Source organism: Paraflavitalea sp. (genome assembly GCF_059502485.1).
This window is the reverse complement of sequence record NZ_JCACET010000008.1, coordinates 331,362-344,639: the sequence shown is the minus strand read 5'-3', so window position 1 is coordinate 344,639 and position 13,278 is coordinate 331,362. Positions and strand designations below refer to the sequence as shown.

The 13,278-nt window shown below is 47.5% G+C and carries 6 protein-coding genes; 4 read left to right on the top strand and 2 right to left on the bottom strand.

The annotated features are described in order from the left end of the window. Nucleotides 1-39: 39 nt before the first annotated feature. Entirely contained in the window at nt 40-1,701 is a 1,662-nt protein-coding gene (locus tag AC5JBY_RS04100; RefSeq protein ID WP_495903284.1) for a M20/M25/M40 family metallo-hydrolase, read from the bottom strand. Between the two features lie 377 nt (nt 1,702-2,078). Between AC5JBY_RS04100 and AC5JBY_RS04095 the strand changes: the two genes are divergently transcribed. Further along, complete coding sequence (locus AC5JBY_RS04095) at nt 2,079-5,864, top strand: DEAD/DEAH box helicase (RefSeq protein WP_495903283.1); 3,786 nt, start codon at nt 2,079-2,081, stop codon at nt 5,862-5,864. Between the two features lie 260 nt (nt 5,865-6,124). Continuing rightward, a complete protein-coding gene (locus tag AC5JBY_RS04090; protein ID WP_495903282.1) occupies nt 6,125-9,112 on the top strand; it encodes an outer membrane beta-barrel protein in 2,988 nt (995 codons plus the stop codon). A 223-nt stretch (nt 9,113-9,335) separates the two neighbouring features. Here AC5JBY_RS04090 and AC5JBY_RS04085 read toward each other — a convergent pair whose 3' ends face one another. After that, complete coding sequence (locus AC5JBY_RS04085; protein ID WP_495903281.1) at nt 9,336-9,506, bottom strand: hypothetical protein; 171 nt, start codon at nt 9,504-9,506, stop codon at nt 9,336-9,338. 145 nt (nt 9,507-9,651) lie between these two features. Between AC5JBY_RS04085 and AC5JBY_RS04080 the strand changes: the two genes are divergently transcribed. Both AC5JBY_RS04080 and AC5JBY_RS04075 read left to right on the top strand, forming a co-directional pair. Beyond that, on the top strand, nt 9,652-10,209 hold the full coding sequence (locus AC5JBY_RS04080; protein ID WP_495903280.1) for a hypothetical protein: 558 nt from the start codon (nt 9,652-9,654) through the stop codon (nt 10,207-10,209). Nucleotides 10,210-10,310: 101 nt separating this feature from the next. Then, a complete protein-coding gene (locus tag AC5JBY_RS04075; protein ID WP_495903279.1) occupies nt 10,311-13,127 on the top strand; it encodes an outer membrane beta-barrel protein in 2,817 nt (938 codons plus the stop codon). Nucleotides 13,128-13,278: the final 151 nt, after the last annotated feature.

The window sequence follows — 13,278 nt, the reverse complement described above, 5'->3', positions numbered from 1 at the left end:
TGCTGCCTTTTCAACCTATCAACTTATTAACTTGTCAACTTAAAATTCAACCTCCGCTTCCAGCGTCTCTTCACCACGCTTATACTTCACCTTCGCTTTGTCTCCTTTTTTGAACTTGGAAAGCGCCTGCATATATCCTTCCATGGAGGTAGTGGAGAAATCACCCAGTTGCAGAATAACGTCGCCTGTTTTGATCCCTGCTTTCTTAGCCGGGCGGTTGTCGCTTACGCCATCTACCCGCACGCCACTGCCGCTGAAAGTATAATCGGGCATGATACCCATGGTAACGCTAAAGCGGGTAGAGGTAGTGGTTTGTACCTCGCGCGTCTTGGTGAAGGCCAGCTTTCCTTTGAGGTTGGCAGCCTGCACAATCTCTTCTATGAGCTTGATGATCTGCCATTCGCCGGTATAGTTGATCTTGTCTGCATCGTCGGATGGACGGTGATAATCGGAATGTAATCCGGTAAAGAAGAACAGTACCGGAATATCTTTCCGGTAAAAAGAAGTATGATCGCTGGGACCGGTGCCGCTGCTATCGAATTTGAGCGTCAGGGGTTGTTTTTTGGTATTGAATTTACCCAATGACTCGCCCCAGAATGGGGAAGTGCCGTAGCCACCAACGGTGACGGCTTTGCTGGAATCGTTGAGGCGGCCCACCATGTCCATGTTGATCATGTAGCTCACGCGCTGCAGGTCGATGGAAGGATGGTCGGTAAAGAATTTGGAACCATTCAGTCCCAGCTCTTCTCCCGAAAAGGCGAGGAACAGGTAGTTATTATTCTTGTTTTTGGATGCTTTCAGCAGTTTGGCCAGCTCTATAAGCGCTGCTGTGCCGCTGGCATTGTCATCGGCGCCGTTGTGGATCAGTTTTTCGCCGGTGCGCAGCATAGAGTTGTTGTCTTCTCCATAACCGAGGTGATCATAATGCGCGCCGAGCACTACCGTGGTGCCGGCCCCGTTATCGAGGTAGCCCACTACGTTGTTGCCGGTACGTTTTTTATCAACGATGTTTACCTTGATCTTTATATCATAGGTTGCCGATTCGTCTTTCAGGTAGCTCTTTTTTACTTTATCGGTGATGTAAAGGATGGGGATACGCGAAGGCTCCGGGCGGTCTTTGCCGTCATATTTCAGTCCATCGGCAATGGAAGAGCTGTTGTAGATAATGAGCGCATTGGCGCCTTTATCGGCTACTTTAACAGCTTTATTGCGAATGGCCTGTATTAGGTCGAAGTGAGGATTATCCTTGTTTTCTTCCAGCGTTTCTTTCAGGTCGAAAAACCAGGGCACGTCCCGTTCAGGCAGGGCGATGGATACTGCTTCTTCAAAACTGCTGTTGGGGCTGCCTGCCAGGGGGAAGAACTCTTCGTGGAGCTTCAGCTCATGGTTGTTGATGAAGAAGAAAGTGGTGCTGTTGACCTGCTTGCCATCGTTGATCTCGAATGCCTGGAACCAGGTGTTGTTATCGCCTTTGGGTTGCAGCCCGGCTTGCTGGAACTGGCTGCTGATGTATTCGCGGGCCAGCTTCTCCCCGTTGGTGCCTGCCCGGCGTCCTTCCAGTTTGTCATCGGCCAGGTAGCTGATATGAGCTTGCAGGCTGGTAACGCCTGCCTTGTCGGCTTTTTTCAACTTTTGGGCAAATGTTTGGGAGGAAAGAAGCAAAAAGGCAAGAAACAAACGCAAGGTTCGGGTCTTCGTCATATATAGCTGTTTTAACGGGAGATATAGCGCCACAAAGGTATAGTTGTCAAAGGCCATACCAATAAATGTTAGGGGAATTTTATAAAGAATTTCCGCCTTTCAAAAGCCGGTAGTAAGCGTTATTTTGGGGAGAAGCAGCTTTAAAGTGATGTGAAATGAGAGGGAGGGATTAATAAAGATGATTTTGGCATTAATAATTGATTTTCCCCTTTATAAGCTCGTCTTTTTTCCTTTACTTTTGCAGATTGCCCCTTTCGGAACGCTCAATTGTCTGTTTGCCGTGGCAGGATGGCGTAAGCCACTGATTTTAAGCCATTATTGAAAATTTGACAATTATCAGTTGTGTTGCAAGGGGACCGTAAACTATAACGCACAGCATGGCACTACCCCATCTCATAAAGTACGTCTATACGAATGGAACAGATGAAGTAATCCGTCGCGGTAAAAAGATACATGCTATCGGGTATGTGGAACTGGTGGATTATGATGAACTGACCGACTCTGTGGTGTTCCGCGTAAAAGACGACAGTTACTCTACTTATTACAAGGTCAATATCCAGAAGTTCAAGGACCCGCGCACCTTATCGGTTCGTTGTGCCTGTCCTTATAACCTCGGTGATATCTGCCGGCACGAAGCGGCGGCGCTTATCCAGTTGCAGGAAATGCTGGATAAGAACATGTTGAAAGCTGAAGACGCAGACTACGACCAGCGCCATACGGTGGTGAAGATGAAGATCATCGACCTGAAGACACTGCGCTTGCTTTGTTCGCCCGAAAGCTATGCCGCCGCAGAGAAATACCTGCGCACGCAAAGAGTCGATATCGAATATGCCAAAGATGAAGTGGTAAAAGCGCGGGTAAACATCGAGGATAAAGACTGGATGGTCGTGATCCGCAAGAACGAAGAAAGAAACTTCGATACGAGTTGTGAATATGAAGACAAGCTGCACCCGCTGTGTTTGCCCAAAGTGATCGTATTCCTGCAACTGCTCAACAGTTACGGCCCCTTTTATTTCGATACGATCCGCAACTGGGATAAGGAAAAGAACAAGCTGCTGGAAGCATATGGCTATAGCCTGAGTGATAACCTCGAAGGCAAGTTCGAATTTACGTACAAAGACGGCAAGCCTTTCCTGCGTGTGCTCGACACCAGCATTAAACGCATTGCACCCACGGGGTCTTCACGCCCTTCATCCAAGCCTTTGCCGGTGGAGGTAGAAACGCCGCAACAGCAGGCAGGTGAAGAAACGCCCGAAGGTGCCGAAAAAGCGCCCGATGCGCCGGCCCAGCGCCTGGGTATTGTATTCAATTTTAACCAGAAAGGTTATCCCGGATTTTCTATCGATGGCGTTACCGGCGAATCCAATGAAGAAGTGAGCGCTTATGTAGGTAAAGTGGAAAAGCTGGACCTGTCGAAGTTTATCAATGTGGATGTCTATAACGATCATGATAAACACCTGATCGCTCCGCTGCGTAAGATGCAGGAAGGAGAAATTACCAAGTACCTCAACCGCAATTCTCCGTTCAGCGGCATCTGGGAAAATATCATTCACCACGAAGAAGACGATTTACCGGAAGAGACGAAAGCGCTGATGGTGGAATACCTGCACCCGAAACTCAAGAAGATGTTCTCGGACATTGCAGCCAGTCCCTTTGTGTTTTACCTCAACGGTAAGAAGCCTTTCAAAACAGACAACCTGCATTCTGTAGGTATAGTAACCGACCATATTACGCCTTACTTCAAGGTGGTGGCCAATAAGAACAATTATGAAGTGGAGTGCTGGGTGAAGCTGAACGGTCAGCCGGTGCCGGTTACCGAGAATGCGCTCAACAGCAGCCTGCTGTTCTTCTACCAGGACAATCTCTTCCTCTGGAATACACCCGAAGAAGTGAACCTCGTTACGCGGTTTCATGGTAAGGGTAAGATCACGGTGCCCAAATCACAATGGGCTGAACAATTACGTCAGCTGGTATTGCCATTAACGAAGGAGTACCATGTTGAATTTGATTCTTCACTGGTCAGCGAGATCAAAGAAGGCGATCCGGAGAAACGTATCATATTACAGGAGAAAGGCGATTACCTCGTGTTCCAGCCTTTCTTTTCTTATAAAGGATTTGAAACAAAGCCGGGTGGCAAAGATGAATTGATCATCCCCGATGGCGACAAAGTGTTGATCGTTCACCGCGATAAAGAAAAAGAACAACAATTCATTCAAAAGCTGGAAGCATTACATTCCAACTTCATCCGTCCTGAGGGTGGCCAGCAACTGGCTCTCAAAGGCAATGATGTATTGAAGAATAACTGGTTCTTCCTGTTTGTGGACGCCATGAAGGATATGAAGGTGCCGGTGTTTGGCTTCGACGCGTTAAAGAACTTCCGTTTCAATACAGCCAAGCCACAAACCAAGATCCACATCAGCAGCAACACCGATTGGTTTGATGCGCGCGTGGATATCGTGTTTGGTGAGCAGAAAGTAACCGTTGCCGATGTGAAGAAAGCATTGGCCAACCGCCAGCAGTTTGTACAGCTGAATGATGGTACATTAGGTATCCTGCCCGAGGAGTGGATCAAGAAATACTCCTTGCTGTTCAGGGTGGGAGAGGGCAAGCAAAACCAGCTGCGCCTGTCCAAATACCACATGAGTGTGATCGATGAGCTGTATGATGGACGCAGTGAGGAAGAGCTGGTATTGAAGCTCGAAGAGAAATACGATCAGTTAAGAAGCTTCAATAAGATCAGGGAAATTCCAGTACCGGAACACCTCGCTCATATTTTACGTCCTTACCAGGAGCATGGTTTCCACTGGCTCAATTACCTCAGTGAAATTGGATGGGGTGGTATCCTGGCAGATGACATGGGTCTTGGTAAAACCGTGCAGGCCCTGTCGTACATGCACTACTACCGCAAGCACCATGGTCATTTGAAAGCGCTGGTGGTTTGCCCCACAACGCTGATGTTTAACTGGGAAAATGAAATTCGCAAGTTCACACCTGAACTTACTTATTATATACACCATGGTGGCGAACGTACCCGTAACAAAGAGCAGTTTGCCAATTCGGAAGTGGTGATCACTACTTATGGCACTTTGCGCAGCGATATCAAGCTGCTGGTGGATATCCAGTTCGACTATGTGATCCTTGATGAATCGCAAGCCATCAAGAATCCGGCGAGTAAGGTAACACGCGCAGCTTGTTTGTTGAATTCAAAGAACCGTATTTGTCTCAGTGGTACGCCGCTGCAGAACAACACGTTTGATATTTTCGCGCAGATGAACTTCCTCAACCCGGGTATGCTGGGTAGCCTGGAGTTCTTCCGCCAGGAGTTTGCTATTCCGATCGATAAGTTTGGCGAGGCTGATCGCAAAGACCATTTGCGTAAGCTGCTGTTCCCCTTCATCCTGCGTCGCACCAAAGAGCAGGTGGCCAAAGACCTGCCCGAAAAGACAGAGACGATCCTCTATTGCGAAATGGACGATGAGCAACGTAATATATATGATGCTTACCGCAACGACTTCCGTGATAAGATCCTGGGCACCATCGAAAGCCAGGGTATTCAACGTTCACAGCTCACCATCTTGCAAGGCCTTATGAAGCTGCGCCAGATCTGTGACTCACCGGCTATCTTGAATGAAACGGAGAAATTCCCCAACCACTCTATCAAGCTCGAAGAGCTGGGCCGTGAGATCACGGAAAACATCAGTGACCACAAAGCGTTGGTGTTCTCTCAGTTCCTCGGCATGCTGGCATTGATCAGGGAGAAGCTGAAAGAGCTGGATGTGGATTATGAGTATTTTGATGGCAGCACTTCTGCTGTTGACCGCGAGAAGGCGATCCAACGATTCCAGAACGATAAGAACTGCCGGGTGTTCCTTATTTCATTGAAAGCGGGTGGTGTGGGTTTGAACCTGACGGCGGCAGACTATGTATATATTGTCGATCCCTGGTGGAACCCTGCCGTGGAACAACAGGCCATCGACCGTACGCACCGGATTGGGCAGACGAAGAACATCTTTGCTTATCGCATGATCTGTAAGGATACCATTGAAGATAAGATACTTCAACTGCAGGACAGGAAGCGCCTGCTGGCCAAAGACCTCATCACCGATGACGAAGGCTTTGTGAAGAGCCTTACCAGGGAGGATGTGGAATACCTGTTCAGCTAATCATGATAAGACTACGAACAGACCTGATGGGTTTAGCCGGGGCCAGCGGCCAGCAAAAACCCGTCAGGTCTCTTTTCAGGGCTGGTCAGCCAATTTCAGATCAACAACTCGTTACCACTTAATCACTTCATCTCCACGGGCCTGCAGATGGCATATCAATTTCTGTCAGGTTCTGGTTAATTTATGGCGCCGGGCCTACACAAGTTTGTGTTAAACGCAGCGTCTAACCCTGTATATTTCGAACTTTTTATACAACCTGCATGAGCAAGATATTGACCCTGTTGATTTTATTGACCGGATTAGGCACTGCCGCCTTCGCACAAAAAGGGAGCGTAAAGGGCAAGCTTACTGATTCTACCTATAAAGAAGTACTGTCCGAAGCGACAGTTTCCGTATTGAATTTCAAAGACTCTTCTGTAGTTGCTTATACTATTTCCAATGCCAAAGGCGAATTCGAGATCAAGAACCTCGACACCGGCACTTACCGCCTCAATGTTTCCTACCAGGGCTACCAGCAGCTCAATAAAAAGATAACCATCACATCCGACACATCGGCAATAGATCTTGCCATTGTTTACATGGATAAGAAGACAACCCTGTTGGATGAAGTGATCGTGGAGGCGCCACCTATTTCAGTGAAGAAGGATACTGTGGAGTTTAAAGCCAGTGCTTTCAAGACCAAGCCCAACTCTACGGCTGAAGATGTATTTAAAAAGGTACCGGGCCTTCAGGTAGATAAAGATGGTAATGTAAAAGCACAAGGTGAAGATGTGCAGAAGGTATATGTAGATGGTAAAGAATTTTTCGGCAGCGACCCCAAGCTGGCTACCAAAAATATCACAGCTGATATGATCGAGTCGATCCAGGTGTTTGATGATATGAGCGATCAGGCAAGGTTCACCCGTATCGATGATGGTAGCCGTTCTAAAACGATCAACATCCGTTTGAAGAAAGATAAGCGTAAAGGTTATTTCGGCCGTGCTGTATTGGGTGGTGGTTATAGCGAAGAGAATAAGGACTTCCGTTATGATGGAAGCTTCAACTTCAGCCGCTTCAATGGCGACCGTCGTATCTCTATTCTTGGTCAGGCCAATAATATTAATAAGCAAAGCTTCAACTTCAACGATATTTCCGGTGGCGGTGGCAACCGTGGCGGCGGCGGAGGCGGTGGCTTCGGTGGTGGTGGATTTGGTGGCTTCGGCGGTGGCGGCGGAGGTTTTGGAGGAGGCGGTGGTGGCCGCGGTGGCGGTATGGGCTTCGGCGCGCTGAGCAGCGGTGCTTCCGGTGGTATCACCAAAACATTATCCGGTGGTATCAACTACACCGATAAATGGTCATCCAAAGTAGATGTAACTGCCAGCTATTTCTATTCCAATACAAACAATCATGCTGAGCAAACCATCCGTCAATCGAGTGACCTCAGTAATACGATAAGGGGTAAGATCGTTACCGATTCTGCTGCTGTACAGGATGAATTTGCTTCTACGGATACAAAGAACCAGAATCACCGGTTCAACCTTCGTCTGGAAGCAGCGATCGATTCCATGAACTCGATCCTGTATACGCCTTCGGCTACCTACCAGCGTTCACAAACCTTCAACTACCTGGTAGATACCATTTACCGTTATTCTCCTGCAAACGGTGGCAACTACCTGGCCAATACGATCCTGACCAACAGTTCAAACGAGCGGGAAAGCTATAACGTTAACAATAACGTGTTGTACCGTCGTAAGTTCGCTAAACCGGGCAGGACCTTTACTTTAGGATTGAACCATAGCCTAAACCGTAGTGAAACGGATGGCAAAACTTATTCGCCTATCCGTTCATATGATTATGCTGGTAAAGTTATCCAGGACTCCCTGCAGGATTTCATCAGCAATTCGTTGACGAAGTCATCCAATGCGGTTGTCAGCACTTCTTATACAGAGCCGATCGATCACAATAAGTTGATCGAGTTGAACTATGCTTATACCAACACCCATAGTACTTCCGACAGGGTTGCTTATAATTATGACAGCACCAGCAAAGGCTATACGGTGAAGAACCTGGCACAGAGCAACTATTTCGAGAATGACAATATCAAGCATCGTGCTGGCGCCAACTTCCGGGTACAAACTACCAAATACAACTTCCAGTTGGGTGGCGCTGTAGAGTTCTCCGATCTTACCAACCGTACGGTACGGCCGCTTACATCGAAGGACACTACTGTGCAGCAGAGCTTCTTCAACTTTCAGCCTATTGCCCGTTTGAACTTTACGTTCACCCGCACAAAGAACCTGCGTATCTCGTATATGGGCCGCACCAATCAGCCATCTATTACACAGTTGCAGGATGCGCCTGACTTCACTAACCAGTTTTCGGTTACCAATGGTAATCCTTTCCTGAAGCAGGAGTATTCCAACTTTGTGAATGTGAACTATAGCTCTTTCAACATCTCTACGTTCAAGCTCTTTACTGCCAACCTGAACTTCAGCAATACCAGCAATAAGATCGTGAACGATGTGGATACCGTTCCTGATTATTTGAAGAAGTATAATAATACGCCTGGTGCACAGTACATTGTTCCGGTGAACCTGAACGGTTCTTTCAATGCCTCTTCTTTCGTTACGGTAGGTTTACCATTGAGAGGCAAACTGAAAGGTAGCAGCATCAACCTTACCAACAACGCGTCTTATTCACGTAACGCGGCGATCCAGTCAAAACAAACTTATTTCACCAACAACCTCGGTATTACGCAAACCGTGCGTTTCAATCTTGATATCAAGAACCTGAATGCCGGATTGGAGGGAAGCCTTACTTATAATAACATCAAATATTCAGGCAACATCCGGAATGCCCAGGAGCAGAACTACTACACGCAGAACTATTCAGTGGACCTCGCGTATACTTTCCTGAAACACTTTGTGTATTCTTCCGACTTCGACCTGAATATTTATAGCGGCCGTGGTGCAGGTTTCGACCAAAGCATTCCTTTGTGGAATACCAGCCTGGCTATGCAAATATTCAAAAAGCAGAACGGAGAGATCAAGTTCTCTGTGAATGACCTGCTGAATCAGAACCAGAGCATTTCACGTACAGTAGATGGTTTGAACATTCGTGATAGCCGTTCGCTGGTGCTGAAACGCTACTTCATGCTGACATTTACTTACAACCTGAACCGTGCCGGCGCCCCCAACCAACAAGGTCGTGGCGAAGGTGGTCCAGGCGGCATGCCACGTCAAATGCAACGCTTCAATCGTGGCGGCTAATCCAAATAAGTTTTAATCCATCCCTTCACAAGCATAACAGGCCTCCGCAAGGAGGTTTTGTTATTTCTGAGGGTGTGCAGACAGCACAAAAAAGCCCCCACTTGCGCGGGGGCCCAGCACATACTGATTGTGGTTTCAGAGGTAAGTGCCGAAAAAGTTGAACCAATAAGGTACACCCGTCCGCTTTGGCGAACCGGCGCATTATAAAGTTATGTAATATCTATTAGCGTTGGTGCAAACGATATTTGGTAGGAGTGCCTGTGATAGGAGAGCGGCCAACCATCAAAACTGCCAACAAACTCTGTAAGAACTTGAAAATGTTGGAAGAAGGGCGGTACATGTCTTTACAGATCTTGGCCCGGTGAGTGTCGTAATACATGGTGTTCTTCTGCATGGAATAATGGATTTTGGGATCAAAGTTTAGGTATAACCCACCATCAACGCTGCCTTAATTCTTTTATTGTGTATGTGACCAAAAAGTAGATTTCCTATTTCAGGGGCCGGATAGATTGTCTATTTTTCGGGCCTAAATCCGTGCCATGAAAAAGATCTACCTGCTCTTGTGGTTAGCTGCCTGCAGCGCCTCGCTCCAGGCGCAGGGTGTGTTCAGTAATAAGACCACCGCTGCCCTCCAAAAGGTGATTGAGGATTATCCCAACCGTTTTAAGAATATCAAAGGCGACCGGCTTACAGCCCATACCCGCGCCGTGGATTATAAAAGCCGCGTAGAGATTGCCGGCGCTTTCAACTGTATCGTTACTGAATATTCCGCCAGCCCCAAAGACCAGTATAGCTGGAGCTGCGAGTTGTCGCGCTCGGCCAATTTTGAACAAGCCAAAGCCAGCTTTCATGATCTGTATACCCAGATATCCAATACCATTATCAAGATCGGAGGCGAAAAGCCTTTTATCCTGAACGGTAAATATGAGGTGCCTGCCGGTGAAAAGAAGACGACTACCATCCGTTTTGAACTACTATCTGCTCCGGAAGCAGTTCAACCCCTTAAAGTAGAACTTACACTCTATCACACCACCGAATGGAAAGTGATGCTGGTTGTTTATGATCAGCCGCAATACGATGTAGCAATGCAACAGTGATTTATTAACCTTCATTAACATTAAAGCAAGGCTGGTTAACCTGCTTTCCTGCCGCGTACTAATATTTTCGTAGATATAAAAACTCCGAAAATACGACCGGTATGAAAAAGATCTACCTGCTTATTATAGTCAGCCTTTGCTCCCTGGCCACACAGGCGCAGAAAAATGGTAATATCAAAGGGCTGCTGTATGATAGCCTGGCAAAACAACCGGTAGCTTCTGCTACCATTACCGTCCTCAAGAAAAAAGATTCCTCGCTTGTTACTTTCACTATGTCCGACAGCAAGGGCCGCTTCGAGCTCACCGGCCTGGCCGATGGTGATTATCGTCTGTTGATCACCCATGTCAATTACCACGGCAGCAGCAAAAGCATTACGCTGAATGAGGCCGACAGAAGTAAAGACCTCGGCAATGTGTTGATGCACGATGCTGCGCAGGTGCTCAGTGAAGTGGTAGTAACTGCCGAGGCCCCGCCTGTTACGTTGATCGGTGACACGGTGCAATACAATGCCGGTTCTTTTAAAACACCACCCAATGCCAATGTGGAACAACTGTTGAAGAAGATGCCGGGCATCCAGGTAGAGAAAGACGGCACCATCAAAGCGCAGGGCGAAGAAGTAAAAAGGGTGATGGTAGACGGTAAGGAGTTCTTTGGTACCGATCCCAAGATCGCTACGCGCAACCTGCCTTCAGATGCGATCGATAAAGTGCAGGTATATAATAAAGCCAGCGATGCTGCGCAGCTTACCGGTTTTGATGATGGCAACGGTGAAAAGACCATCAACTTAAAATTGAAGAAAGATAAAAAGAAAGGACTCTTTGGCAAGGCCACCGTGGGCGGTGGTAATGAAGGCCGGTACGAAGGCCGTTTCAACCTCAACTCCTTCAAGGGTGCGCGACAACTATCAGTAATCGGTATGGGCAACAACACCAATGCCGAAGGGTTCTCTTTTATGGATATGCTCAGCTTTTCCGGTGGACTTTCCAATGTAAGCCGCAGCGGCGGGTCCGTCACCATCTCCAGCAACGATCCTTCCATTGGTGGTTTTGCAGGCGGTAATAACAATAACAGTATCCGTACGATCTGGGGTGGTGGTATCAACTACAATAATATCATTGGCAACAGCACCGACTTTACCAGCAGTTACTTTTATAACCGCTACAGTCCAAGGATTGAGAAAGAGACGAGACAACAGAATTTCCTGTCGGATGGATCTGTACTGAACCGATTGTCGAAAAGCAATAGCAACAACATCAACAACAGTCACCGGCTTAATATGAGCGCCGACATCAAGCTGGACTCTTTCCACTCCATTAAGATAACGCCATCGTTGGGATATCAATCCACCGATAACAGCAGCTATAGTGAATATGAAACCCGCCGCCAGAATAATACCCTTGTCAACCAGGGCTTCAACAACAATCGTTCTACCAGCGATGGATACAACTTCAGCAACAATATCCTGTTCCGTAAAAGATTCCATACCCGGGGAAGAACGTTTTCATTGAGCCTCACAACGAACCTAAATGCCAGCGACGGCGAAGGCAACCAGCTTTCTGTAAATAAGTTCTTCAATCCCGATGGCAGCCCGTTCAGGACAGATTCCATCAACCAGCGCAGCGAGAACAGCAGTGACCTGAAGAGCTATAATGTGCGGGCGGTGTATACGGAGCCTGTTACAAAGAACTCTTTGCTGGAGTTCAGCGCCAGCAACAGCCTCAGCAAAAGTACTTCTGAAAAGACTACCTGGGACTATGATAAGATCAGTGGTAAATATGATGCTGTTAATGCGGCGCTTTCCAATCACTTTGAAAACACATACGGGTACACGAATGCAGGTATACGGTGGCGCAGCCAGTTCAAGACATGGAATTTTGCCGTGGGTGCCAACTGGCAAAAGGCCGACCTCGAGGGTAATATCATTGCCGGTACAAAGGATAGTACGATCAACCAGACCTTTTACAACATCCTGCCCTCTGCCCGCTTCCAGTATAATTTCACCAAGTTCAAGAATCTGCAGATCAACTACAATGCTACTACCAATCAGCCATCCATGTCGCAATTGTCGCCCGTGCCGGATATCAGCAATCCGCTTAATATCAGGCTGGGTAATCCTGACCTGAAACAGGAGTATACACACATGGCTACCATCAACTTCATGTCGGTAAATCCTTTCAGGAATAAAAACCTGTTTACCTTCTTCACCGTTCGGCAAACCAATAATAAGATCGTGAATTATGATACGATCGATGCCTTTGGTGTAAAGCGTACGAGGCCGGTGAATGTGGATGGAGTGTATAACATTAATGGTACGGTGAGTGTGGGCCTGCCGGTTCGTTTCCTCAAAGGGAATATTAACTTTTCTACCGGCCTTGGTTACGACAAAAACAAACAATTTATCAATGGCGTGGGTAACACGATCAATACATTTACCGTGGGGCCTAATGTTCGTCTTGATATGAACCCAACTGATAAGTTTGATGTGTCGCTCAACGCAGGCATCAATTACAACAAAAGTGATTACTCCCTGCAATCGAGCCTCAACACCACTTATTTCTCCCAGAACTATGGCGCTGATATCAACTGGCAATTGCCAAAGAGCTTTTACTTCAGCACTGATTTTAGCTATACAGTCAACAACCGCCTGGCCGAAGGCTTTAACCTGCGCGTGCCATTGTGGAATGCTTCTATCAGCAAGCAGTTCCTGCGCTTCAACAGGGGAGAGCTGAAACTGACAGCATTTGACCTGCTCAATGAGAATGTGAACATCAGCCGCACCAGCAACAATAACTACATCGAGGATAGCCGCATCAGAACGCTGCAACGCTACTTCATGCTGAGCTTCACCTACAGCCTCAGCAAGATGGGCCTTGGTCCTGTCCGGCCTGATGGCGGCGGCATAAGGATCATGCGATAGATAGCCATGAAAAAGTTCAGTTTTGGTTCGGGTCCCCGCTTAGCAGGGGGCCTTTTTGTTTGCAGCTGTCATCCTGGTCTAAAGGAGCTTGTCGACGGGTTTTCAGGGAAGAGAAAGAAAGTCAACCAATAAAAAAACAGGAGCCGGATTA

What these genes read in the sequence shown, in the direction of transcription:
- AC5JBY_RS04100 (WP_495903284.1), bottom strand. Translation starts at nt 1,701, where the DNA reads ATGACGAAGACCCGAACCTTGCGTTTGTTTCTTGCCTTTTTGCTTCTT.
- AC5JBY_RS04075 (WP_495903279.1), top strand. Translation starts at nt 10,311, where the DNA reads ATGAAAAAGATCTACCTGCTTATTATAGTCAGCCTTTGCTCCCTGGCC.
- AC5JBY_RS04080 (WP_495903280.1), top strand. Translation starts at nt 9,652, where the DNA reads ATGAAAAAGATCTACCTGCTCTTGTGGTTAGCTGCCTGCAGCGCCTCG.
- AC5JBY_RS04095 (WP_495903283.1), top strand. Translation starts at nt 2,079, where the DNA reads ATGGCACTACCCCATCTCATAAAGTACGTCTATACGAATGGAACAGAT.
- AC5JBY_RS04090 (WP_495903282.1), top strand. Translation starts at nt 6,125, where the DNA reads ATGAGCAAGATATTGACCCTGTTGATTTTATTGACCGGATTAGGCACT.
- AC5JBY_RS04085 (WP_495903281.1), bottom strand. Translation starts at nt 9,506, where the DNA reads ATGCAGAAGAACACCATGTATTACGACACTCACCGGGCCAAGATCTGT.